The 24,686-nt window shown below is 46.3% G+C and carries 17 protein-coding genes; 13 read left to right on the top strand and 4 right to left on the bottom strand.

The features are described 5' to 3' along the window. Window positions 1–11 precede the first annotated feature (11 nt). Together OQY15_RS03935 and OQY15_RS03930 are read left to right on the top strand one after the other, a co-directional pair. Window positions 12–1,442, top strand: a complete 1,431-nt coding sequence (locus OQY15_RS03935; protein WP_265787998.1) for a hypothetical protein — start codon at window positions 12–14, stop codon at window positions 1,440–1,442. 8 nt (window positions 1,443–1,450) lie between these two features. Beyond that, window positions 1,451–2,158: a hypothetical protein gene (locus OQY15_RS03930; RefSeq protein ID WP_265787996.1), complete on the top strand. Its 708-nt coding sequence runs from the start codon at window positions 1,451–1,453 to the stop codon at window positions 2,156–2,158. A gap of 53 nt (window positions 2,159–2,211) precedes the next feature. On the opposite strand, the gene OQY15_RS03925 is transcribed toward OQY15_RS03930, so the two are convergent. The 3 genes from OQY15_RS03925 to OQY15_RS03915 form a co-directional block, all read right to left on the bottom strand. Further along, window positions 2,212–3,216 (bottom strand): hypothetical protein, encoded by a 1,005-nt coding sequence (locus tag OQY15_RS03925; protein WP_265787994.1) that lies wholly within the window; start codon window positions 3,214–3,216, stop codon window positions 2,212–2,214. Window positions 3,217–3,320: 104 nt separating this feature from the next. Continuing rightward, window positions 3,321–3,989, bottom strand: coding sequence for a proline iminopeptidase-family hydrolase (locus OQY15_RS03920; RefSeq protein ID WP_265787992.1), 669 nt, complete (start codon window positions 3,987–3,989; stop codon window positions 3,321–3,323). 15 nt (window positions 3,990–4,004) lie between these two features. Further along, window positions 4,005–4,334 (bottom strand): hypothetical protein, encoded by a 330-nt coding sequence (locus tag OQY15_RS03915; protein WP_265787990.1) that lies wholly within the window; start codon window positions 4,332–4,334, stop codon window positions 4,005–4,007. A gap of 481 nt (window positions 4,335–4,815) precedes the next feature. Here OQY15_RS03915 and kdpA point away from each other — a divergent pair, with 481 nt between their 5' ends. The 6 genes from kdpA to OQY15_RS03885 all read left to right on the top strand — a co-directional run bounded on the left by kdpA (window position 4,816) and on the right by OQY15_RS03885 (window position 13,354). Next, window positions 4,816–6,534: a potassium-transporting ATPase subunit KdpA gene (gene kdpA / locus OQY15_RS03910; RefSeq protein ID WP_265787988.1), complete on the top strand. Its 1,719-nt coding sequence runs from the start codon at window positions 4,816–4,818 to the stop codon at window positions 6,532–6,534. Window positions 6,535–6,540: 6 nt separating this feature from the next. Continuing rightward, window positions 6,541–8,571: a potassium-transporting ATPase subunit KdpB gene (gene kdpB / locus OQY15_RS03905; protein ID WP_265787985.1), complete on the top strand. Its 2,031-nt coding sequence runs from the start codon at window positions 6,541–6,543 to the stop codon at window positions 8,569–8,571. Between the two features lie 17 nt (window positions 8,572–8,588). After that, the gene (locus OQY15_RS03900; RefSeq protein ID WP_265787983.1) at window positions 8,589–9,152 is read left to right on the top strand and encodes a K(+)-transporting ATPase subunit C; all 564 of its coding nucleotides are present in this window, start codon (window positions 8,589–8,591) and stop codon (window positions 9,150–9,152) included. A 112-nt stretch (window positions 9,153–9,264) separates the two neighbouring features. Further along, window positions 9,265–10,335, top strand: a complete 1,071-nt coding sequence (locus tag OQY15_RS03895; protein ID WP_265787980.1) for a porin — start codon at window positions 9,265–9,267, stop codon at window positions 10,333–10,335. A 131-nt stretch (window positions 10,336–10,466) separates the two neighbouring features. Then, complete coding sequence (locus tag OQY15_RS03890) at window positions 10,467–11,594, top strand: sensor protein KdpD (protein ID WP_265787978.1); 1,128 nt, start codon at window positions 10,467–10,469, stop codon at window positions 11,592–11,594. 11 nt (window positions 11,595–11,605) lie between these two features. Next, window positions 11,606–13,354 (top strand): ATP-binding protein, encoded by a 1,749-nt coding sequence (locus OQY15_RS03885; RefSeq protein ID WP_265787976.1) that lies wholly within the window; start codon window positions 11,606–11,608, stop codon window positions 13,352–13,354. Between the two features lie 5 nt (window positions 13,355–13,359). On the opposite strand, the gene OQY15_RS03880 is transcribed toward OQY15_RS03885, so the two are convergent. Continuing rightward, window positions 13,360–14,739 (bottom strand): aspartate kinase, encoded by a 1,380-nt coding sequence (locus tag OQY15_RS03880; protein ID WP_265787974.1) that lies wholly within the window; start codon window positions 14,737–14,739, stop codon window positions 13,360–13,362. Window positions 14,740–15,031: 292 nt separating this feature from the next. Here OQY15_RS03880 and OQY15_RS03875 point away from each other — a divergent pair, with 292 nt between their 5' ends. The 5 genes from OQY15_RS03875 to OQY15_RS03855 all read left to right on the top strand — a co-directional run bounded on the left by OQY15_RS03875 (window position 15,032) and on the right by OQY15_RS03855 (window position 24,642). Further along, window positions 15,032–15,607 (top strand): RNA polymerase sigma-70 factor, encoded by a 576-nt coding sequence (locus OQY15_RS03875; RefSeq protein WP_265787972.1) that lies wholly within the window; start codon window positions 15,032–15,034, stop codon window positions 15,605–15,607. An 89-nt stretch (window positions 15,608–15,696) separates the two neighbouring features. Beyond that, window positions 15,697–16,911, top strand: coding sequence for a FecR family protein (locus OQY15_RS03870; RefSeq protein ID WP_265787970.1), 1,215 nt, complete (start codon window positions 15,697–15,699; stop codon window positions 16,909–16,911). 132 nt (window positions 16,912–17,043) lie between these two features. Further along, on the top strand, window positions 17,044–20,445 hold the full coding sequence (locus OQY15_RS03865; protein ID WP_265787968.1) for a TonB-dependent receptor: 3,402 nt from the start codon (window positions 17,044–17,046) through the stop codon (window positions 20,443–20,445). Window positions 20,446–20,463: 18 nt separating this feature from the next. Next, the gene (locus OQY15_RS03860; protein WP_265787961.1) at window positions 20,464–21,966 is read left to right on the top strand and encodes a RagB/SusD family nutrient uptake outer membrane protein; all 1,503 of its coding nucleotides are present in this window, start codon (window positions 20,464–20,466) and stop codon (window positions 21,964–21,966) included. A gap of 18 nt (window positions 21,967–21,984) precedes the next feature. Next, window positions 21,985–24,642: an alpha-L-rhamnosidase gene (locus OQY15_RS03855; protein ID WP_265787958.1), complete on the top strand. Its 2,658-nt coding sequence runs from the start codon at window positions 21,985–21,987 to the stop codon at window positions 24,640–24,642. Window positions 24,643–24,686: the final 44 nt, after the last annotated feature.

The following is a 24,686-nucleotide window of genomic DNA, read 5'->3' as shown; positions in this document are numbered from 1 at the left end:
ATTATAAGATCATGAAACACAGAATTTTTCTATTCGCCTTAATCTGCTGCGCTCAGCTTTCAGCATGTTCGCTAACGGAGGTGCAAAATCCAAATATTACAGATGATTCTTATCTGGGATCGCCACAATCCACGCAAGTATGGATCAGCGGGGTAAATAAACAGCTTGCACTGACGCTCAATGAGAGCATTGTAGATGCTGAAATGGCCTCTGACAATTATTTCAATAACAGTTCTCTTTCGAATCAGATCTTTGACCTTCCTTCGTTACTGGCAACAGATCTTGACGTTGACAATATGCAACGTGCAATAGCGAAACTTACGCAGATGGCTGAGTATGGAATCGAAAAAGTTGTTCCTGCAGACAGAGACGCTACGGGCAGCATGCGTGCCCAGCTTTATTTCCTGGGAGGTTACGGGTATCTGCTGGGTGCAGAGCTCTATAAATGGTTGCCAACTACTCCGGGCAGTGCGCCAGGCGCATCAGAAGAGCGCTTGAGAAAAGCAATCGCATACTTCAACTCAGCCAGTACATTTGAAACTGATCAGGCAAAGAAGAATGTATATGCACTCGCATTAGCCAGGGCCTATTATGATCTTGGAGATAAAACGAATGCCGTTCTAAATGCCAATCTGGTCATCAATGCTGCGCCTATGACACTGCAAACAGCAGTTTATGACGGATTGAGATCGGTTTCCAATACCATGCAAAGTTATACTTTCAGCAATTCTACCAATGTTTTTGCTCCACTGCCAAGACTTGACTTCCTGGACCCTAAGTATTACACCATTGGTACTGCCACGACCGACCAAAAGCCTATCGCGATCCTGAAAGGTGAGGAGGCATTCCTGATTGCGGCAGAGGCTGCTCTGGGAAGATCAGATATCGCAACAGCAAAAACGCTGCTGAAAAGGTTGATTACGGAGGTGATTAGCGTACGTCCCAGAGCGTCTGTAAACGGCAGACTGGCACTGAGAAGAGGTACCCGCAGTGATTACCCCTTACTGGCAACGGTGAATGTTAAAGCTGATGCTACTGCGCCTGCAAAATCAGGTTTAGTACTGGACAGGCAGGCGGGTAATATCTCCGTATATACGGTATCCGGAACTTCAGTGAAAAATGCAGATATCGATGCTGCTGCCACAGTAGATGATGTACTTTATCTGTTATGCCTGATGAGACAGGAAGTTTTTATGTCTGAAGGCAGAAGGATGACTGATTTGGGTATCCGTTTCCCGGTGTCGACCATAGAGCAGCAGAACAACCATAATGTAACTCCTGAACATACTTTAGCTGTCATCCCTGCATATATTCCTTTAGCAAGGGGTATGGATGATTTCACCTACGACAGGGCTGCGGGGGTTGTGACGATTAAACACGATATGAACAGGGTTCTTGTGCAGCGTAAAGCAGATGCCGGTATACTTCCAATGATGAAATAATAAAGCAGATGAAACTAAACAGATTAAACATACAGATTTTAGTAATTATCCTTTTATTTACAATTTCAACCAACGTATTTGCGCAATCTAAACCTGACGTGAACAAGCAACTGGAGAACAATTTTAAAAGGATAGTCTTAAAGTATAAAAAAGACCCTGCAGCAGCTGATATCTTGTGGACAGAGATTGTTAGCAATTACAGTGGTGAAAAGAGACATTACCATACAATGGAGCACCTGCAGAATTTCTATGTGCAGTTACAAAAGTGCAGGAAACTGACTACAGATCCGGACCTGCTTTTTATGGCTTCACTTTATCATGATGTGATTTACAATTCTGAAGACCACCGTGATGAGGAAAGGAGTGCGGAGCTTGCAGTAAAAAGGTTAGGGGAGATCAGTTATCCGGCAGAAAAGATAACTAAATGCAAAGATCTGATTCTGGCTACGAAAACGCATGCCCTCAGTGCAGATGCGGATACGAATTATTTCAATGATGCTGATATGACGATTCTTGGATTAGATCAGCAGATTTATGAAAGGTACGTGAAAAATGTAAGATTGGAATATGGGAATACTCCGCAGTTTGATGCCGGAAGAAAACGCATCCTGCAGTATTTTTTAAAGATGGACAGGATTTACAAAACTGATTTCTTCAATCAGCTGTACGAAAAACAAGCGAGAGCAAATATTGCCTGGGAGATCAGTACGCTGTAGAAATGAATTTAAAGTGCTGGTCATCCTGATTTTAGATGACCAGCACTTTTTTATTAGAACGTCTCCTGCGTTACAGCTATACCAAACTCTTCCAGACGGCTGATGATATGAGCAGTGGATACAATAGTCTCAGGTGAATACAGTCCGCCTTTCTCAGCAGCGGTCTGCCCGCCATATCCAAATATCCCCTCCAGAATCAATAGGGTGCCGACAGCTGTCAGATGAGCAACGCCTTGTGGATCAGAAACGATCGTACGCAGCTTTGTGCTCTCACCCGATAAGTCGAAACCTTCGATATCAATATACAAATCATGTGAGGCTGCTGTACCATTCCGGCTTCCTATAGATTCACCTGTAGCAAAATCAAACCGGATGTTCGGCGCGCCCGTTAAGGCGCCAATGCTGGGCACATCGAGACTGCTCATTGGAAAACCTTCAAAAGAACTTTCATCCGCCAGCTGAATCGTCCTGCCATTTTCTTTGGCTTCAACATATTGCCACTTTCCCTGCTCACGCAGCAATGCTTTTGCAATAAATCCACCCACCTCGTTAGTCACCATAGGACCTACATGGTCTTTCTCGTCGTATAATCCCGCAGTTTCCACAGTGCTGATCTCATTAAAGCCGGCAGCAAGCTGTTTAGTTACAAGAGTGATGATCCCTGCCTGCCAATGACCAGCAAAAACAACCGGGGCCGAAAGTTCCTGATGCAGGGCGAGAAATACTGCCGGAGAAATATCTTCAATCACTTCGGCAATATGGATCAGGGCAATTCCATTGGCGATGGCAGTCTCCCTGATGATGTTCCTTGGATCACCCATTGAGGTGATGATCAGATCCAGCGGACCATAAGCTGCCAGGTCAAAACCTTTTTCCAGATCTGCATACGCCGTTTTTGCATGATGAAGTTCCTTCACAAGCGCTTCTCCTTTTTCAGGATTCCTACCGGCCAGAATCAATTCCACTGAGCTGTAATTTTTACTGATCAATCTCGCTATGCTGCTGCCAACAACACCATAACCGCCAACAATGAGAACGCGTTTTTTCTGTAATTCCATGTAAAATCATTAAGTTAGTTATCCTGTCACCTGACCCATAAAACGATATAGGTTAAGTAAAACTAACAGCCCTTTAATGATAATGGTTTTGAAAAGACAGCATCTTACTTAGGATCGGCCTTAAAACTACCCTTGTCCACATCTTTCAAAAAAGTAGTCAGCGCAGCAAAATATCGCTGCTGATCATCGTACATCGCCATATGGCTGCCTTCAGGACAAAGATAAGTGCGGCTATTTGGGAGTAGGCGCCCCTCTCTTCGCATGCTTTCAGGATTCATCTCATCATGTTCCCCTCCGAGTACCAATGCAGGAACTTTCAAAGTTGGCAGTTTATCCCAGAAATCCCAGTCCTTGAAGTTACCTGTGACGTGAAATTCATCAACACCCTGCATTTGTACATACACCGTCTGGTTCACCTTTTTAAATGCCCTCATCAGCGGCTCCGGCCATTGCTCCATCGGCAAGCGGCAAAGTACTTTTGAATACAATTTATTCATCAGAAGGTCGGTATATAAGGGTGAAGAATAGGCTTTTTCCTTATCCAGCGAGTCAAATAGCTGTTTGTCTTTTGGTGTGAAAAGTTCCGACTTCAGTTTTGCTGTGTAATCTACAAAATCTTTGAGGCTGGCGGTCATGTTTGAATATACAACACCCTTGACATGTGAGGGATATTTATGGATATACTCCATGGCCAGCAGGCTTCCCCAGGAATGGCCAACGATGTAAAAGCTGTCCAATCCTAATCCCTTTCTTACCTGTTCTACCTCCTCCACAAAACGCGGAGTGTGTCAGAGGCTCGTATCTGCCGGGGCATCAGAATTGCCGGATCCCAGCTGATCATAATAGTAGATCTCCATACCTTCTTTTGGCAGGAAATCCTCAAAACACTCCATGTAATCGTGTGAGAAACCCGGACCACCATGTAACAGCAGCACTTTGATCTTGCCCTCGCCAACCTTTTTGGTCCATACTTTATTTTTTCCGTCGATGGTGATTAATTTATTACCTCCTGTTTTGATACTGTCAGTTTGCGGGGATGCAGCAGGGTTTTCCTTTTTTGCTGAGTTGCAGGCCAGTATTGATATTGAAATAATGGCTAATAATAATTGTTTGATCATGATTGTGTTTGATAAAATAATGTGATCGAGCGATGCGCAAAAGTATCAATCAGAATTTATCAGGAAAGAATATTAACTATCACGGAATTTATACTTGCTATCATAAAAATGATTGGTAAGCCGAGAAAGCGATCAAGCCCTTTTTCAAATTGATAAAGACCCTTTCAAAATGGAAGGGTTTTCTTTTTCCTACAGGAGTCTGAATCTTAAATAGAGATGGTAAATATCTGATAAATAATAAGTTGTAAATAACCCCAGCTTCATGGCATCCCTATTGGCATAGGGCAGATATAAAATAAAAATATCATGCTAACACTCGTCTTATTTCTCGCCCTGCTCATCCTGGTCTGGGTAGTTTACAAATCAATCGACTGGTTCGAAAAAATCTAACATTATGATCGCATTATTCATCATTGCAATCGCCGTCTTCATCTATATGATCTACGTGCTGATTAAACCCGAAAATTTTTAATTAAACGTTATGAACACAGAATTACTTGGAATTTTAGCCACCTTCCTGCTCACGCTGGTGATCGCTGTTCCACTGGGCAAATACCTCGCGAAGGTATTTGCCGGAGAAAGAGTCTGGACAGACTTTTTAAAACCTATTGAATCCGCAATCTATAAACTGTCGGGCATCAACCCCAAAGAAGAAATGAACTGGAAGCAGCATATGAAAGCGCTGCTGACCATCAACCTGGTATGGTTGGTCTACGGATTTTTTGTACTGATCTATCAGGATAAACTTCCCCTGAATCCTGACGGAAACCCCGGAATGACGCCCGACCTCTCCTTCAATACCATCATCAGCTTTGTGGTAAACTGCGATTTGCAGCATTACTCTGGTGAGAGCGGAGTCACTTATCTTACACAACACGTCGTGATGATGTTCCTCATGTTTGTGAGCTGCGCAACCGGTATCGCCGCTGCGGTGGTATTTTTTAAAGCATTCAGGGATAAGACCAGTGTAAAGCTGGGCAACTTCTGGGAGTTTTTTGTCAGATCTATCACCCGCTTGCTCTTGCCTTTATCGCTCATTATGGCCCTGGTGCTGGCTTTTAACGGTACACCCACAAGTTATGAACCTAAAGATCAGTTTATCTCGCTGCAGGGCGATACAGTGAATGTATCGAGAGGTCCCGCTGCAGGGATGATCGCCATCAAACACCTGGGAACAAACGGAGGTGGATGGTTTGGCGCTAACTCAGCACACCCATTGGAAAATCCAAACTATATCACCAATACCGTAGTACTGATCGCACAGATGATCATCCCTATCGCGATGGTAGTCGCCTTTGGTATCTTCGTCAGACGTAGAAAACTTGGCTGGATTATTTTTGGAGTGATGACAATAGGCATGTTCCTGTTGCTGATCCCAACGGTAAACTCTGAACTGGGTGGCAATGCTGCCCTGGCTAAAATGGGCATCTCCCAGAGTACAGGTGCGATGGAGGGCAAGGAAGTACGCTTCGGACCAGCCATATCCGCCTACTGGAGCACAGTTACAACAATCATATCTACAGGATCTGTAAACAGCATGCACGACAGTACGATGCCCTTAACGGGTGCATGGCAGCTGCTGGGGATGATGGTCAACTCTTTCTATGGCGGTTGCGGTGTAGGTATCCTCAACTATTTCATCTACCTGATCATCGCTGTGTTCATCTCCGGGCTGATGGTGGGAAGAACACCAGAATTCCTGGGACATAAGGTAGAAGCGAGGGAGGTGAAAATTGCAGCACTCATTACACTGCTCAGTCCATTCCTGATCCTGGCAGGTACCGCAGTGGCAAGTTTCATCTTTACCAGCCATGGCGATGCGGCATGGGCAGTACAGCCAAAAAACTGGCTCAACAATCCCGGTTTCCATGGTTTCTCCGAAATGCTGTACGAGGTTACATCCGCCAATGCAAACAACGGTTCTGGTTTCGAAGGTCTGGGAGATAACAACGTATTATGGAACGTCCTCACCGGATTTGTATTGCTGATCGGACGTTTCCTGCCGATTATCGGGCCGGTTGCGATTGCAGGTTTGCTGGGAGCGAAGAAGTTCATCCCTGAATCTGCGGGTACATTAAAACCTGATACCCTGACTTTCGGTCTGATGACTTTTGCCGTAATCGTTGTCCTCAATGCCCTTTCTTACTTCCCTGCGCTGGCCCTAGGTCCTCTGGCAGAATATTTTACCATGCTTAAATAGATTATAATGAAATCTTCATCAAATAAATTATTTGAACCCGCTCTGGTGCAAACGGCACTTAAAGAGTCATTCATCAAGCTTGATCCCAGGGTGATGATCAAAAACCCGGTGATGTTTACCGTGGAGATCGGCACAGTGATCATGGCTTACGTTACGGTATACTCCTTCAGTCACGCCGGACAAGGCTCGCCGGCTTATAACTTCTTCATCTTTCTGATTTTACTCCTGACGGTGCTCTTTGCAAATTTTGCTGAAGCCATCGCCGAAGCAAGGGGAAAGGCACAGGCAGATTCTTTAAGAAAAACACGTGAAGAGACACCCGCTAAGGTCCTTCTGCCAAACGGAAAGACAGAAGTACGCTCCTCCAGTCTACTCAAAAAAGGCGATGTGTTTATCTGCGAAGCAGGGGACACCATACCCACTGATGGCGAGATCATCGAAGGTATTGCCACCATCGATGAATCGGCCATTACAGGAGAATCTGCCCCCGTGATCAGGGAGTCCGGAGGTGATAAATCTTCCGTAACAGGCGGTACCAAGGTCCTTTCAGACCAGATCAAAGTGCAGGTAAATACCCAGCCGGGAGAAAGTTTCCTGGATAAGATGATTGCCCTGGTAGAAGGTGCTTCACGTCAAAAAACACCAAATGAGATCGCCTTAACGATCCTGCTGGCGAGTTTTACACTGGTATTTATCATCGTCTGTGTCACCTTAAAACCGTTTGCAGATTATGCAAACACGCCGATCACTATTGCCGCGCTGATCTCGTTGTTTGTATGTCTGATTCCTACCACTATCGGCGGATTGCTGTCCGCGATAGGTATCGCAGGGATGGACAGGGCACTGAGGGCCAATGTGATTACGAAATCCGGTAAAGCCGTAGAGACTGCGGGTGATATCGATGTGCTTCTGCTTGATAAAACTGGTACCATCACGATCGGTAACCGTAAGGCCACTAACTTTTATCCTGCGCCGGGCATCGACAGCAAAGCCTTTATCGAAGCCTGTGTGATGAGCTCCCTGGCGGATGAAACCCCTGAAGGAAAATCTATCCTCGAACTCGCTACAGCGCAGAATTTCAAAGTAATGCCGGCACCTGAAGGTTCCACATTTATCAAGTTCACCGCAGAAACCCGTTCCAGTGGTCTGGATACCCTTGATGGTAAAAGGACACGTAAAGGGGCTTTTGATTCGATCAGGAACATCGTGCTTACAGCTGGTAACCCCTTTCCTCTGGAAACTGAAAAACAAGTCAGGTCAATATCCAGCAATGGCGGTACACCGCTGGTAGTATCTGTGAATGAAAAAACAATGGGTGTGATTGAACTGCAGGATATCATCAAGCCGGGCATCAGCGAACGTTTTGAACGCCTGCGTAAAATGGGGGTGAAAACCGTAATGGTAACGGGGGATAATCCGCTGACCGCAAAATTCATTGCTGAAAAGGCGGGTGTGGATGATTTCATCGCGGAAGCCAAACCTGAGGATAAAATGAATTATATCAAAGACGAGCAAACACAGGGTAAGCTGGTAGCGATGATGGGCGACGGCACAAATGACGCTCCCGCCTTAGCACAGGCAGATGTGGGCGTGGCGATGAACAGCGGTACGCAGGCTGCAAAGGAGGCGGGTAATATGGTGGATCTGGATAATGACCCGACCAAGCTGATCGAGATCGTTGAGATCGGTAAACAGCTTTTGATCACCAGAGGAACACTGACTACTTTTTCTATTGCCAATGACGTGGCCAAGTATTTCGCGATCGTGCCAGCTCTGTTTATTGCCTCCATTCCTGCATTGCAAAACCTGAATATCATGGGCTTGCACAGTCCGGAAAGTGCGATTCTTTCGGCAGTGATTTTTAACGCGATCATTATCCCGATACTGATCCCGCTGGCGCTTAAAGGTGTAGAATACAAACCCATTGGTGCAAGTGCGCTATTGCGCAGAAACCTGCTGATCTATGGTCTGGGTGGGGTGGTCGCACCATTTATAGGGATTAAACTCATTGATTTACTGGTAGGCTTATTCGTGTAAGCTCAAAATTTATAAAAATGAAAAAATACATCATACAATCTATCCGCTTAACTGTAGTCCTAATGGTACTGCTATGCGTCATCTATCCGCTGCTGGTCGCCTTTGCCGGAAAATTCTCCAAAGGTGAAGGTGGTGGTGAAAAGATCACTAAAAATGGAAAAGTAGTAGGCTACGCCCTGATCGGGCAGTCGTTCAGCAAGCCTGAATATTTCTGGGGAAGACCTTCTGCTGTGGATTATAATGCTGCCGGATCAGCTGGTTCCAACAAAGGTCCTTCAAACCCTGATTACCTGCAGGTCGTTTCAGACAGAATCGATACACTGCTGAAATACAATCCAGGCATCAGAAAGTCTGATATCCCTGCAGATATGGTAACTGCCTCAGGCAGCGGATTGGACCCGAATATCTCTCAAGAGGGAGCGATTATCCAGATCAAAAGGATTGCCGCTTACCGTAAACTGGATGAGAAAAAAGTAGCTCAGCTGGTAGTAAATCAGACCCAGGGACCATTATTTGGACTCTTCGGCCCATCATCAATTAATGTATTAAAACTTAACCTCGCACTCGACGAACTCAAATAAAAATCTCATTTAAAATAAAATACAATCTTCCTTTGCTGCCTGCTCCAGATGCGTTTGCCAACCATGGAACAGGCAGCTTGAAAGACACTAAGTTCTTTTTATTAATAAATTCATGAAAAAACTATTAACACTTGCACTAGGACTAACTTTCGGATCTGCTGTATACGCTCAGGAAGAACCAAAAATAAAAGTAACAGGATACCTCGAAGCTTATTACGGATTCGATTTCAACAAACCAGCCAATAACACCAGACCCGGATTTGTCTATTCACACAACCGTCACAATGAAATGAACCTGAACCTGGGTTTTATTAAGGGTAGCTATGAAAGCGATATGGTACGGGCAAACATCGCCGTGATGGCCGGCACATACGCCAATGCCAATCTCGCAGCAGAGCCGGGGGTACTCAAGAATATCTTTGAAGCCAATGCCGGCGTAAAACTTAGCAAAACTGCTAACGTTTGGGTAGATGCGGGTATTTTCGCTTCACATATCGGATTCGAAAGTGCTATCTCCAAAGACTGCTGGGTGCTAACCAGGAATATCGCTTCCGATAATACACCTTATTATGAATCCGGGGCAAAGATCAGCTACGGTACAGAAGACGGCAAGTTTACGGCAACGGCGTTGTACTTGAATGGCTGGCAGCGGATTACACGTCAGGACGGGAACAGCCAGCCTGCGGGAGGAATACAACTCACCTGGAAACCAACAGGGAAAATCACTGTCAATTACAGTAATTACCTCGGTACTGAAGGGGCGGATTCTGTACGTGTAAGACGTTTCTATCACAACGTTTATGGTATAATTCAGTTGACGGATCACTTTGGCCTTACTGCCGGTTTTGATTATGGAACACAGCAAAAAGCAAAAGGCAGCAGTGATAAAAATGAAGTGTTATCACCGGTAGCGATTGCGCAATACAGAATCAACAGTAAATGGGCAATGGCCGGAAGGGTAGAATACTATGAAGATAAAAACGGTGTAATCATCAATACAGGCACGCCCAATGGATTTAAAACCACGGGTTATTCACTGAACCTTGATTATGCGCCGGTAAGTAATGCAGTGGTGAGGCTTGAGGGCAAAGTGTACGACAGCAAAGACAAGATCTTTGACAGGGACATGAATCCCGTAAACCACAGCGCTACGCTTACAGCCAGCATCGCGGTGTCATTCTGATCACAATGGTACCCGGATATTTGAAAACACCCCTTGTAAAAATAATCCTGTGCATCTGCATAGGGTTATTTTTTGGCGTAACCTGTTATCTGGTCAAAGAAGGATACGTGATTTTAAAATGGTAAATTAAGATGATGGAAGACGATAAAGCATCTGTAAAAAAGTTCCTCGACCTGGTGAAGAAATCCAGGAGGGGAAAATTTAAAGTGTATATCGGGATGAGCGCGGGCGTGGGCAAAACGTATCGTATGCTCCAGGAAGCACATGCGCTTTTAAAAAACGGTATCGATATCCAGATCGGCTATATCGAAACCCATAACCGTGCAGAAACACATGCGCTGCTCGATGGTATTCCTGTAATCAAAAGAAGGACAATCTTTTACAAGGGTAAAGAACTTGAAGAAATGGATGTGCAGGCTATCCTCAACCTGCATCCCGAGGTGGTGATTGTAGATGAGCTGGCGCATACCAATGTTGATGGCAGCAAAAACGGAAAGCGCTGGCAGGATGTGGCCGATATCCTGGATGCAGGAATCAGTGTCATCTCTGCCGTCAACATCCAGCACCTGGAGAGTATGAACGAGGAGATTGAAACCATTACCGGTATCCCGATTACGGAACGTATTCCCGATAAAATCCTGGAAGCTGCAGATGAGATCGTCAACATCGATTTAACTGCCGATGATCTGATCGACCGGCTAAAAGCGGGGAAAATCTACGACCCTACAAAGATCCAGCGTGCGCTTGATAACTTTTTTCAGCCGGAAAGAATCCTGCAGCTGCGTGAGCTGGCCCTCAAGGAAGTAGCGCATCACCTCGAAAGAAAGATCAGTGTGGAAGTCCCCAAGCAGATCAAACTGCGTCCTGAAAAATTTCTGGCTTGTATCTCCACCAATCATGAAACGGCAAAGATCATCATCCGCAAAACAGCAAGGCTGGCTTCCTACTACCGCTCGCCATGGATCGTGTTGTATGTTCAGCGCAGCCATGAGGGGGGCGACAAGATCAGGCTCGACCTGCAGCGTCACCTCATCAATAATTTCAAGCTGGCCACAGAGCTCGGTGCAGAAGTGCTCAAAGTAAAATCTGAAGACGTAACCGAAACCATTACAAGGATCGCAGCAGAGAAAGAAATTACAACCATTTGTATCGGCAAGCCACATCTCAATCTTTTCCAGGTGATCATGCGAACGGCCATCTTTAACAAACTTTTAAAAAGTATATCCAAAACAGAAACAGACCTGGTTATCCTCTCTTAAATCATAAAATCATGAAGATAAAAACAAAATTACGCCTCGGATTCGGATTCCTGTTCGTGGTGGTGATCTTCTTCGGGGCCATATCCCTGTATTACATGAACAAGATTTCGGTCAACTCCAAAGTTATCCTCAAAGACAACTATGAGAGCCTGAAATTTGCCCGCGGCATGCGAACGATTCTCGATGAAAGCGAACTGCCCTTATCAGCCTCAGCAAAGGCAAAATTTGCTGCACAACTACGCCTGGAAGAAGCCAATATCACTGAAAAAGGTGAACAGCAGGCCGTGAGAACACTCGCGGAAGTGTTTAGCCAAATGACCAGTACCTCTGCTGATCCGGATAGGCAGAGACAACTGCTGCGAAAAGCGCAGTTACAGCTCAGAATTATTGATGAACTCAACATGAACGCCATCGTGAGGAAGAACGATCAGGCACAAAAGGGTGTGGAGATGGCTGCTACCTATCTCGTGACAGCGGCCTCTTTATGTTTCATTGTGCTCTTTTCATTCAGTGTAAACTTCCCTGGGTTTGTAGCTAATCCATTAAAAGAATTCTCTGAAGCCATCAAAGGTGTAAGCAGAAAAAACTACAAACAGCACCTGCACTTTGAAGGTACGGATGAGTTTTCCGAGCTGGCACGGGAGTTCAATGCGATGACGTCACAGCTCAATCAATGGGAAAACAGCAACCTCGCAAAAATCCAGTCGGAGAAGCTGCGGATCGAAGCCATCATCGAACAGATGCAGGACGCGATTATTGGCCTCAATGAGCAAAAGGAAGTCTTGTTTTTAAACCAGGTGGCAGGGCAGCTGCTGAACATGAATGAAAAAGATGTAATTGGTGCCAATACTGCCGAGCTGGTCAAAAAGAATGACCTGTTGTACCAGATCCTGCAGGAAAGCGGCAACGAGAAACCCATGAAGATCTATGCCGACGGCAAGGAATCTTACTTCCAGCTGGAGCGACGGGAGATCCTGATCCCTTCGTACGACGACCAGCATGACCTGGCACGGGCAATGAAGACAGCAGGAGAGGTCTTTATGTTAAAAAATATCACCCAGTACAAAGAGCTGGACGAAGCGAAAACAAACTTCATTGCCACGGTTTCGCATGAGCTGAAAACACCCATTTCTTCCATCAAAATGAGTTTAAAGCTGCTGGATGATACACGTGTAGGAGGGATGAACTCCGAACAGAAGGAACTCGTACAGCACATCAAGGAAGACTGTGGCCGACTGCTCAAGATCACCACGGAGCTGCTGGACTTGTCGCAGGTAGAAACAGGGAACCTGCAGCTCAACTTTGTAAAATCTGACCCCCGCAAAATTGCGATCTACGCGATGGATACCGTGCGTTTTCAGGCAGAGCAGAAATCCATTGAGCTGGAACTGATCAGCAGGAATGATCTTCCGAAGGTGAATGTAGATACCGAAAAGACCGCCTGGGTGATGGTCAACTTTTTGTCGAACGCCCTGCGTTACAGCGCCCCGAAATCCCAGGTGATCATTCAGATTATACAGTCAGGCAGTAATATTGAGTTTTCTGTACGTGATTTTGGAAAAGGAATTGATGAGCAGTACCAGAAACGGTTATTCGACCGCTACTTCCAGGTACCCACTGATGGGAACAACAAATCCGGTTCGGGACTTGGACTCGCGATATCCAAAGATTTTATCACTGCCGAAGGCGGCAAGATCTGGGTGGAAAGTGCTATAGGTGAAGGAAGCAGGTTTTGTTTCCTGCTTCCTATTGCAGAGTAATCTGTTTAAGCAGTCATTGCGGCATTGAGCGCAATGACTGCTGTTTTGAAATCCTCCCTCGCTACCAGAAACTGGATGTTTACTTTTCGCAATGCAAAACCACCGCTCTTGATGCTGATTCCATTTTCTGTGAGTGCATTGGCACTTTTGGCGAGCAATCCCGGCTGATCCATATTGGAACCCAGCACGCAAACCAGTGCTATGGGCTCCACCGTAATTTTCTCAAACTCATTTTGCAGGTCTTTCACCAGTCGCTGATTGCAATCTTTTTCCCAGATTACCAGGGAGATGCTGTTGGCACTCGTGGTTTTAAAGGTATAACTGATCTGGTGCTGCTGAAAGATCTGCATAATTTTTAAGTCGCTCCCCACAGCGCCCACCATTAAGGGATCATAAACATCGATGATCAGCAGTTTGTCGCTCCCTGTGATGATCTCCACACGTTTCTTGGCGCATACAAAATCCTTGGTGATCAGCGTTCCGGGGTGTGCAGGTTCAAACGTATTCTTAATCCTGAGGTCGATCCCGTTAATCTCCAGAGGTTTGGCTGCCTTCGGATGGATAGCTTCCATACCTACATCCGCCAGCTGGTCGGCAATATCATAACTGGTGAAACCCACAGGCTGGCAGTTGGCCACACCAACCAGTCCGGGGTCTGCCGTGGAGAGGTGATATTCCTTATGGATGATCGCTTCCTTAGGTTTCAGTAGCGCCGCGATCTTACTAAAGGTCACCTCTGAATAGCCCCTGTCAAACTCCCTCATGATACCATCCTGTCCCTTGGTATAACCTGTGACAATACAAATGCGGTTGGAGAGGTCCAGCCCCTTGAACGACTGCCTGATGCGCTGGTCGATCGTCAGCGGGTGATGGTCTTCGGAGCCACTTAGGTCTACAAATGAAGTCGTCAGCCCCATGTGCTGCAGGATATTGCTGAGGTTAAATGCAGAATGTGCCTCACCGATAGAAGCAAGGATTTCCCTGGCGGCCAGCAATATCCCTTCTTTGCTCACATAACCGGAAGCGAGGATGTTCACGAGATTATCCAGGTAAACCCCTGCGCGATGGAGCCGCATCGTAATAAACCAGTCTGCCAGTTCCAGGTCAAGCCCCAATTCAGCCTGGCTCTTATTGATTTGTTTGAGAGATTCTGCAACCTGATCCAGCATGTCATGGAAATCAAGGTGTTTGGCAATCCGGTGATATACACCTGGCTTCCCTGTTTTCTTGTTCTCCAGCAGCATATCCGTGACCCCTGAAAATGCAGAAACCACATAAATGTGGTTATAACGTTCGGCGCCCTCGCGCTCAAATAAAATGATGTTCTGAATAACTTTGTTAAGCGCACTCATCGAAGTGCCACCTATCTTTTCTACTGTTAGCATGCCTGCCGGGTTACAATCGCAAGACCAGAAACAGGGCTGCAAGCATGCTTTTTGAAGAAGAAACCCGCCACTAATGAATGGATGCGGTTTTCTTTCCGAAAATTTTATCTGCGATTAAATGGAATAGGAGCGATCTTTCTGTGAGACCACCCCATTTTGAAAGAACGGATTTCATTTTGGAAGCACTTGCAGGCTTTGCTAAATGATTTTATCAATTGCAATTTGCTTTGGCAGATTAACTTAATTTCCTAACTTTCCAATCTACAACCAAATAACAAATACAGACGGTAACGTGGAAGATATTTTTGATGAAGACATTCAACTTCTGATTGACGGACATGAGTCTGCCGTCAGGTTAGTCTATTCAAAATACCACAACAAAGTATACAATCTTGCTTTCCGTTTCTTAAAAGATCACGACCTCTCCTGTGAAATTGTACAGGAAAGCTTTATCAAACTCTGGCTGAACCGGCATAAGCTGGATGCTGCAGGAAATCTTTGGCTGTACCTCTTTGTGATCGCCAAGCGACTATCTTTAAATAAGTTGCGTGAGATCAACAGATCCCAGAGCCTCTTTGAGAAACTCCTGGGCCGTATGGAAGAAATCCATAATCCTACGGAAGATGCCATTATGGATAAAGATCTGCTGCATTATACGGAAAAGATTGTGCGCACACTTCCACAGCAGCAGCAGAAGGTCTATCGTTTGAGTCGCGAAGCCGGCTTATCACACCGCGAGATCGCTTCAGAGCTGCAGATATCTTCAAGCACCGTCAATAACCAACTGACTGAAGCACTCAAAAAATTGCGCAAAGACCTCAGATATTGTGACGTATTCTATCTGATGATCCTGATAATGTTCAAATAAAAATATATTTCTACTTCCACTAGTTATCCCCCTTTGCTGCGGTGTTCTCTTGTAAATGGTCTTTTTTACAGGACTTACAAAACCACATCATGACAGAGGAAAAATTAAGGGAACTCTTACAGCAATATTTTGATCATACGATCAGTCCATCTGATTGTAAGGGATTATTGGAGTATCTCGATATCAAAGATCCGGCAGAGATTGCGGCCGTGATGGATGAGGTTTTGTTTGCCCTGCCCGAGGAGCGGCACTTAGATCAGACAGATTCCGATAACATCTATAAAGCTATACTATCCGACGAGCGTTATATCAAATCACTGGAACCTGCGGACAGCCCGCGTCGCATATCCTTTAAATGGTATTATGCAGCAGCCTCAGTATTGGTATTGCTGACAGCCGGTTTGTTTCTATATCGCCCTTCAAAACAGCCTCATACGCAACAGCTCGCTGCTGGAAGATCCGGCGCAGCGACAATCATTACCCCCGGCAGCAAAAAGGCGACACTCACGTTAGGCAACGGTAAGGTGATCGATCTCGAAGCCCAGCAGAAAGGCATTTTGCAGGGGACAGGTGATTCCGGGATCAGGAAAGTAAAATCCGGGCAGATCGTTTATCAGGCAAGTCAGGCATCCGCTGTGCAAACACAAAGCGAATATGAAGCAGCGTTCAACAACCTGCAGACCCCAAAGGGTGGCGAATATCAGATTACCCTGCCCGATGGCACAAAAGTATGGTTAAACTCTGCATCATCACTGCATTTTCCTGCTGCTTTTAAAGGAGAGAAACGTCAGGTGATCCTGAATGGCGAAGCCTATTTTGAAGTAGCCAAAAATGCCGCGATGCCCTTTGTGGTCACAACCGGCAAGACAGAAATCAAAGTCCTTGGTACACATTTCAATGTTGCAGGATACCAGGATGATGAAATTGCCACAACTACATTGCTGGAAGGTTCGGTGCAGCTGACTAAGGGTAAAAACCAGCGCCTGCTCAGTCCGGGGCAGCAGGCTTCTACCAGCAAAAACTCAGATCAGATTCAAATCTCACAGGCTAATGTAGCGCAGGCGATGGCCTGGAAGAATGGCTACTTCCGCTTTGACGACCAGGATATCAGGAGCATCATGAAACAGGTATCACGCTGGTATGATGTGGAGGTAGAATTTAAGCAGAATCAGATGAGCAACAAACAGTTTGGCGGTACATTTTACCGTAATAAAAGCATAGCTGAGCTGCTCAGCCACCTGGAACAACTGGATCCACATTTACACTTTAAAATCATTGGAAGGAGGATCGAGATTATGGAATAAATCAAACTATTCCAAACGTTTTGACGAAGAACCAGGAGCGTTGGCCCGCCCCTGGTCTCGGGCAATAAGCCAGGTCAGACCGTTTGTTTCAATTGCATAGCATACAACCTTAAACACTAATCCGACATTCAAATGTACAAAAATTTTACTGCTCTAAAGGGCGGCAGGCAACGCTGCTGGCCATTAAAAACGATACTGATCATGAAGTTAACGTTTATATTGATCGCTGTAACCTTCATGCAGGTATCGGCGGCAACCTATGCACAGCGGGTATCGCTCAACGTGAAAACGGCGACCCTGGCTGATGTATTTGATCAGGTACAGGCTCAGACCCGGTACGACTTTCTTTACAAAAGTGATGAGCTCAAACTCGCAAAGAGAGTCAGCTTAAAAGTCAAGGATGCGACATTACAGCAAGTGCTGGAGCTTTGCTTCGCCAACCAGCCGCTGTCGTACAAAATAGAAAATACAACGATCCTGATTTCTGCAAAACCAGTAGTGAAAGCTGCAAAAGTTACGCTTACAGGTAAAGTTACAGACACCAAGGGCGAACCACTTCCCGGGGTAACTGTTAGGGAGAAAAACGGACAGGGTAGTGCCATGACCGACCAAAATGGGAACTATAAAATCAGCGTCGAGGAAAATGCCGTGCTGGTATTTTCTTATATCGGTTTTACTGGCCTGGAAGTGCCGGTGAGCGGCAGAACTACGGTAAACGCCGTGCTGCAGGATAGCAACCAGGGCTTAAATGAAGTCGTAGTTATTGGCTATGGCAGCCGCGAGAAAAAAGACCTTACCGGTTCGGTAGCTACCATCACTGCGGCACAGGTTAAAGATCTTCCGGTGGCATCTATCGATCAGAAACTCGTAGGGCAGATGCCGGGTGTGCGCATCAGCCAGACCACGGGTACACCGGGCGGGGGAACAACCGTACGTGTGCGTGGTTCGGGCTCCATCGGCGCCGGCGATAATCCGCTGTACGTAATCGACGGTTTCGCCATCTCCAACACCACCGGACAGGTTTACAATCCACTGAACGTGCTGAGTCCCGATGATATCGAATCTGTGAGTGTACTGAAAGATGCTTCCTCAACAGCAATATATGGTTCCAGAGGTTCCAATGGTGTCGTGATCATCACCACCAAAAAAGGAAAAAAAGGAGCTCCGATAGTGAATGTCAATTCCTATATCGGTGTACAGCAGGTACCACAGAAAGGCAGGCAGGAAGTCTTAAACGGAACGGAATATGCGCAGTTCCGTAGAGATATGATTGTGGATGCCTTTGCAGCACAGGGCCGCGTTGCTACTGATGCAGATATTCCTGAGCAATTCCGCAACCCTGCACAATATGGCGAGGGTACCGACTGGTATGATGCGGTTCTGCAGTCGGGCATACAGCACAACATCGATGCGAGCTTGCGCGGCGGAACAGACAGCACCCAATACTCGTTTTCTGTGGGCCGTCTCAAACAGGATGGTACGATCAAATACACCGATTACACCCGTTATACCTTACAGGCAAATGTGCAGTCACAGTTAAGTAAAAGGTTAAAGGTGACCCTGAATATCGCACCAAGTGGGGGTATCCAGAACCGCAACTCCTTTGAAACCGGACAGCGCGATGTGCTTACCCGCACGCTCTGGCTGAGTCCCATCGTGCCGATCAATCAGCCAGATGGCAGTCGCACCTTATTCATTACCTCACCAGGTGCCATTGGCGCCGGAAACCCTTTGAATACGCTGGAATTTGCAGGCACAAACGCTAAATATTTCCGCGGACTAGCATCTGCCACAGCAGAGCTGGAAATCATGACCGGCCTGAAAGCGAAGTACGCCTATAACGTGGATTACACCAGCAACAAGTCGTCCTCTTTCAGTCCTTCTTTTGTTTATGGGGAAACCAGCAACCAGAATCCCAATCCAGCCATTCCAGGATCCAGCACAGACTATGGAGAAGCTTTTAACTGGCTTTCAGAGCTGACGGTAAACTATGATAAAAACTTTGGGCAGGACCATAAATTTAATGCCCTGCTGGGTTATACCGCACAAAAGGAAAGAAGTGAAGGCTTTGGCATTAACGCAACAAACTATCCGGACAATCTGATCGAAACGATTAACGCATCGCCTTTGATCAACGGACAAAGAGCCAATGTAGACAAGTGGTCGCTGATTTCTTACCTGGCCCGTGTAAACTATACCTTCAAAGACCGCTACCTCGTAACCGCCTCCATCAGGTCTGACGGCTCATCGCGCTTCGGTGCCAATAAACGCTACGGAACTTTCCCTTCGGCAGCTCTGGGCTGGCGTGTATCCGAAGAGGATTTCATGAAAGAAGTGAAATGGGTAAGTAACCTGAAGCTGCGTGCAACCTATGGTCTGGCAGGAAATTTCAACATCGGTAACTACCTCTATGCCTCAAACGTGGGCAGTGCCAACTATACCTTTGGCGGCACTGTTGCCGGCGGACGTGCATCAACGAGTATCAGTAACTCTGAGCTGACCTGGGAAAACTCAAAGCAGTTTGATATGGGAGTGGACATGTCCATCCTTAAAAACAGGGTAAACTTTACACTTGATTACTACAACCGTATTACCTATAACCTCCTGCTGAGCAATGAGCTGCCGCTGTCATCGGGCTTTGCCAGTGCTACAGTAAACCTTGGTAAAATGCGTAACAGAGGTTTCGAAGGAACGGTTTCTGCAGATATCCTCAGCGGCGGATTTACCTGGAACACGAGTGCCAATATCTCCTTTAATAAAAACATTGTACTGGGCTTAAACCAGAACAATGCACCTATTTATTCAGGGCGCAGTGGCGAAGGAAACTTTACGCATAAAACCGAAGTGGGAAAACCACTGGGACAATTCTATGGATATATCGTCGAAGGGGTTTACCGTGATCAGGCCGACTTCAATAACTCTCCAAAAAATGCTTCTTCTGTGGTTGGATCGATCAAATACCGCGACGTTGATGGCAATGGCATCATTGAACCGGTAAAAGATTTTGCCGTAATCGGTGATCCATATCCTGATTTTACTTATGGCCTGACTAACAACTTTGGCTACAAAAACTTTGATTTGAATATCCTCCTGGTAGGATCACAGGGAGGAGAGATCATGAAGAGCTCCAATGAGTTCCTGAGCAATATCGATGGGGTGTTTAATGTGGACCGCAAGGTGCTCAACCGCTGGAGATCTCCGGAAAACCCGGGCGATGGGGTTACCCCAACTACCAATGGCGGTCGTGTATTGTACCGTGATGTCAACTCTGCATGGATCGAGGACGCGAGTTTTCTTCGTATCCAGAACATCACCCTTGGTTATAACTTCAAACAGAAATTTGCCACTAAAGCCAATTTCTTCAAAGGACTAAGGGTATATGGCAGCGTACAGAACCTGGTTACCTTCACTAAATACAGTGGTGGCAATCCGGAAGCCCTGACGAACGGTGCCAATGCACTGACGCCGGGCCGGGATTTCCTGGGATATCCACTGCCAAGAACAATCACCATGGGCGTAAATATGACCTTCTAATTTTTTAAAGCAAACATTATGATTAATCAATATAAATATACCATCCTCGTTGTGCTCTGTCTTTTGGGAACATCCTGTAAAAAATCATTTCTGGAACAGCCACCTGAAGCCAGTCTTACCGGAGCCAACTACTGGAATACAGAATCAGATATCAAGCAGGGCGTGAACGGGGCTTACCGCTCATTACGTGATCTCGGACTTTTCAGCTACTGGGTTTTTGCTGAAATGCGTGCCGATAACACTACATTTCAGTACAATGCGCCGCAAAGGGGACAGGAAAACCGCGAGTTTGTCGACCAGTTTCTCGTGATCTCCACGAATACGCTGATCCAGGATTTCTGGGGACAAACTTATACCGGTATCGCGCGCTGTAATGATGTGCTGGGTAACGAATCTCGGATCACGATGTCCGACCAGAGCCGTAACCAGGCTGTTGGCGAGGTTAAGTTGCTGCGTGCCTTTCATTATTTCAATCTTGTACGCCAGTTTGGTGGAGTTCCTTTGCGCTTAACCACCGTTTCTGCTCCTGAGCAGGCTGGATCGCAGGGCAGGGCAACGGCCGAAGCGGTATATCAGCAGATCATTTCCGACCTTAGCGATGCCGCAACTAAATTACCTGCTAGCTATGGTGCTGCAGATAAGGGCAGGGTAACCAGCGGTACGGCAAATGCGCTTTTGGGCGAAGTATACCTGACCAGGAAAGATTATGCCAGTGCTTTAACAGCCTTGCGTAAGGTAACGGGCTACAGCCTCATGTCTACCTACGCATCGATCTTCGTCCCGGCGAATAAGAACAACGCTGAGTCGATCTTTGAAATTCAATACCTGGGATCAGATCCTGGTCTGTCGAGTAACTTTATGTACCAGTTTGCACCATTCGATTCTGGTACCAGCGTTACCAATGATCCGGGATTCAACCTGAGCTTTAATGCCGGATGGAACACACCATCTACTGACCTGATTGCGGCTTATGAGACAGGCGATCAGCGCAAAATTAGTTCTCTGTCTGAGGGGTATACGCTAAACGGAGTTTTCAGACCGGTTCCTTATATCACCAAATATAACCAGGGTTTTGTACAAGCCGGACAAACAAATGTGAACTTCCCGATCATCCGTTATGCGGATGTGATGCTGGAAATTGCAGAATGTCTTAACGAACAGGGTTTTGCTGCCGGAGGCGAGGCTTTCAGTCTGCTCAATGCCGTACGTGCAAGGGCAGGCCTGGCACCTAAAACTGCGGGTAACGCTAATCCTGCACTGGATGTATCTGGTCAGCAGGCTTTCAGAAACGCTATCGCGCAGGAGCGCAAGGTGGAGCTGGCCTTCGAGAACCACCGCTGGTATGATCTGGTAAGAACAGGTGCTGCTGTAGAGGTGATGAACGCACATGGTGCCCGCGAAGTGGCTAAAGCACCTGCACAATTTCCTGCAGGATCCTATGTAGTCACGGCAAATAAACTACTTTTACCTATTCCTGAGCGGGAGATCACACTGGATAAGTTAACGCAAAATCCATTGTAGCTTTTACTATTTAATGATATGAGATATAGACAAATTCTTTTTTTGACTGCTTTGCTTGGCTCAGCAGGACTGAAGGCATCTGCGGCGGAAGCTGCTGTCACGGGCCTGAGAACTGAATACCTCGTCAATCCTATTGGGATTGATGAGGTTCATCCCCGACTGAAATGGATGTTGAAAGATAGCAGGAGCGGGGCAACACAAACCGCTTATCAATTGATCATCGGTACGGATTCCATGGCGGTGGTTAAGGGTGAGGGTAATGGCTGGACCACAGACAAAACTACCTCAGTAGCAATGCTGGTTGCCTATGCCGGTAAGCCTTTGGCTCCCTACAGCAAGTATTTCTGGAAAGTTAAGGTCTGGGATAAGGATAACAAGGAGATCAGCTCTGCAGTGAATTCCTTTGAAACAGGACTAATGGGAGAGCGCTGGACAGGTGCCTGGATCAGTGACAGGAAAGGTATCGATGCGCGTCCGGCACCCTATTTCAGGAAAGGCTTCAAAGCGCAGAAAAAGATCAAGTCTGCCAGAGCATATATTGCGGTGGCGGGTTTGTATGAGTTATTTCTCAATGGCAAAAAGGTAGGTAACCACAGGCTGGATCCTATGTATACGCGTTTTGACAGGCGTAACCTTTATGTAAGTTACGATGTGACGGCCAATCTGCAGCAGGGTGAAAATGCCATAGGCGTGTTGCTTGGTAATGGCTGGTACAATCACCAGGCCTTAGCGGTATGGAATTTCGACCGTGCCCCATGGCGTCAGCGACCAGCATTTTGCATGGATCTCAGGATCACTTACACTGATGGCACTACGGAGGTGATCGCTACGGGCAACGACTGGAAAACGAAGACCGGACCTATTACTTCCAACAATATCTACACGGGTGAGCACTATGACAGTCGCCTGGAGATCCCGGGATGGAACAAGCCTGGCTTTGATGATCAGAAATGGGATGGTATCTCATTGCGCAGTGCACCATCAAGGCAAATCGTTAGTCAGACGATGGAGCCGATACGCAACGTAGAAGAAATACTACCAAAAAGTATCAAAAAGATCAATGATACAGTGTATCTGGTCGACCTGGGCCGGAATATCGCGGGTGTAACCAAACTGAAGCTGAATGGAGAAAGTGGCACGGTGGTGAGAATCAAACATGGTGAGCGGCTTTATCCAAACGGAAGACTGGATATGTCAAACATTGATGTTTACTATCGTCCAAAAGATGATTCTGATCCATTCCAGACGGATATCGTCACCTTAAACGGTAAGCCGGTGGAGTTCATGGCTAAGTTTAACTACAAAGGTTTCCAGTATGTGGAACTTCACAGCAGCAAGCCGATCAAGCTGTCAAAAAATGATGTAACAGCGTACTTCATGCATAGCGATGTGAAACCAGCTGGTCAGTTTGGCTCATCTAACGAGATCGTGAATAAGATCTGGTGGGCATCCAACAATGCGTATTTGAGCAATCTCTTTGGGTATCCGACCGACTGCCCGCAGCGGGAGAAAAATGGCTGGACGGGTGATGGTCATTTCGCAGTGGAAACAGGGCTTTACAATTTTGATGGAATCTCAGTTTATGAAAAATGGATGGCCGATCACCGTGATGAACAGCAGCCCAATGGGGTATTGCCGGATATCATCCCAACCGGTGGATGGGGATATGGCACTGCAAATGGTACCGACTGGACAAGCACGATAGCGATTATCCCCTGGAATCTGTACCTGTTTTATGGAGATACAAAAGCCCTCAGTGATAACTACAGTAATATCAAAGCATATGTAAATTATGTAGAAAGTATCAGTAAAGATGGACTGACTAGTTTTGGCCGGGGCGACTGGGTTCCTGTTAAATCTTCCTCTTCTCTGGAATATACTTCTTCCGTATATTTTTATACTGATGCCTTGATTCTGTCAAAAACTGCCGGACTGTTTGGAAAAACCGAGGATCAGGAATACTATACCCAGCTTGCTGAAAAGATCCGGACTGCAATCAACAACAAGTACTTTAATAAGGAAACATGTCTGTATGGAAGTGGTGTACAGACGGAGCTGAGTATGGCCCTGCAATGGCATGTGGTTCCTGAGGAGTATCGTTTGCAGCTGGCAGCTAACCTAGCCAAAAGAGTGGTGGCCGACAAAATGCACCTGGATGTAGGCGTATTGGGTGCTAAAGCTGTGCTGAACGCCCTGAGTGAAAACGGACAGGAAGAGATCGCCTATAAACTGGCCGCTCAGGACACTTACCCATCCTGGGGATGGTGGATCGCCAATGGTGCCACTACGCTTCAGGAGAACTGGGATATGCAGGCACCGAGGGATATCTCACAAAATCACATGATGTTTGGTGAAGTTGGAGGCTGGTTTTTTAAAGGTTTGGGCGGTATCAAACCTGATGAATCGGCCGCAGGTTTCAAAAACATCCTGCTTCGTCCAAACTTTGTAACTGGTCTTTCGCATATGGAAAGCGAATATGAAGGACCTTACGGCAAGATTGTTTCATCATGGAAGCGCAGCGGAAAAAGCATCGCTTACACGGTTGTCATTCCGGCAAACAGCAGTGCTGATTTCCAGTTATCAGGTGCTGAAAAAAGACACATTTATCTGGATGGTAAGCAGCTTGATAACAATTATCATTTATCAGCCGGAACTTATCATTTTATCATTAAATAAGTTTTATTCATGACGAAGCCCCTTGTTCAGAGGGGCTTCGTCAT

Origin of the sequence: Pedobacter sp. MC2016-15 (assembly GCF_026239695.1) — a bacterium.
Taxonomy (GTDB): domain Bacteria; phylum Bacteroidota; class Bacteroidia; order Sphingobacteriales; family Sphingobacteriaceae; genus Pedobacter.
The sequence above is the reverse complement of the archived record's forward strand: the minus strand, read 5'-3'. Positions and strand labels throughout refer to the sequence as shown.

Bases quoted from the DNA above. Each gene is read 5' to 3' on its own strand.
- OQY15_RS03890 (WP_265787978.1), top strand. From the start codon at position 10,467: ATGATGGAAGACGATAAAGCATCTGTAAAAAAGTTCCTCGACCTGGTG.
- kdpB (WP_265787985.1), top strand. From the start codon at position 6,541: ATGAAATCTTCATCAAATAAATTATTTGAACCCGCTCTGGTGCAAACG.
- OQY15_RS03935 (WP_265787998.1), top strand. From the start codon at position 12: ATGAAACACAGAATTTTTCTATTCGCCTTAATCTGCTGCGCTCAGCTT.
- OQY15_RS03860 (WP_265787961.1), top strand. From the start codon at position 20,464: ATGATTAATCAATATAAATATACCATCCTCGTTGTGCTCTGTCTTTTG.
- OQY15_RS03925 (WP_265787994.1), bottom strand. From the start codon at position 3,216: ATGGAATTACAGAAAAAACGCGTTCTCATTGTTGGCGGTTATGGTGTT.
- OQY15_RS03930 (WP_265787996.1), top strand. From the start codon at position 1,451: ATGAAACTAAACAGATTAAACATACAGATTTTAGTAATTATCCTTTTA.
- kdpA (WP_265787988.1), top strand. From the start codon at position 4,816: ATGAACACAGAATTACTTGGAATTTTAGCCACCTTCCTGCTCACGCTG.
- OQY15_RS03855 (WP_265787958.1), top strand. From the start codon at position 21,985: ATGAGATATAGACAAATTCTTTTTTTGACTGCTTTGCTTGGCTCAGCA.
- OQY15_RS03900 (WP_265787983.1), top strand. From the start codon at position 8,589: ATGAAAAAATACATCATACAATCTATCCGCTTAACTGTAGTCCTAATG.
- OQY15_RS03880 (WP_265787974.1), bottom strand. From the start codon at position 14,739: ATGCTAACAGTAGAAAAGATAGGTGGCACTTCGATGAGTGCGCTTAAC.
- OQY15_RS03865 (WP_265787968.1), top strand. From the start codon at position 17,044: ATGTACAAAAATTTTACTGCTCTAAAGGGCGGCAGGCAACGCTGCTGG.
- OQY15_RS03885 (WP_265787976.1), top strand. From the start codon at position 11,606: ATGAAGATAAAAACAAAATTACGCCTCGGATTCGGATTCCTGTTCGTG.
- OQY15_RS03870 (WP_265787970.1), top strand. From the start codon at position 15,697: ATGACAGAGGAAAAATTAAGGGAACTCTTACAGCAATATTTTGATCAT.
- OQY15_RS03895 (WP_265787980.1), top strand. From the start codon at position 9,265: ATGAAAAAACTATTAACACTTGCACTAGGACTAACTTTCGGATCTGCT.
- OQY15_RS03915 (WP_265787990.1), bottom strand. From the start codon at position 4,334: ATGATCAAACAATTATTATTAGCCATTATTTCAATATCAATACTGGCC.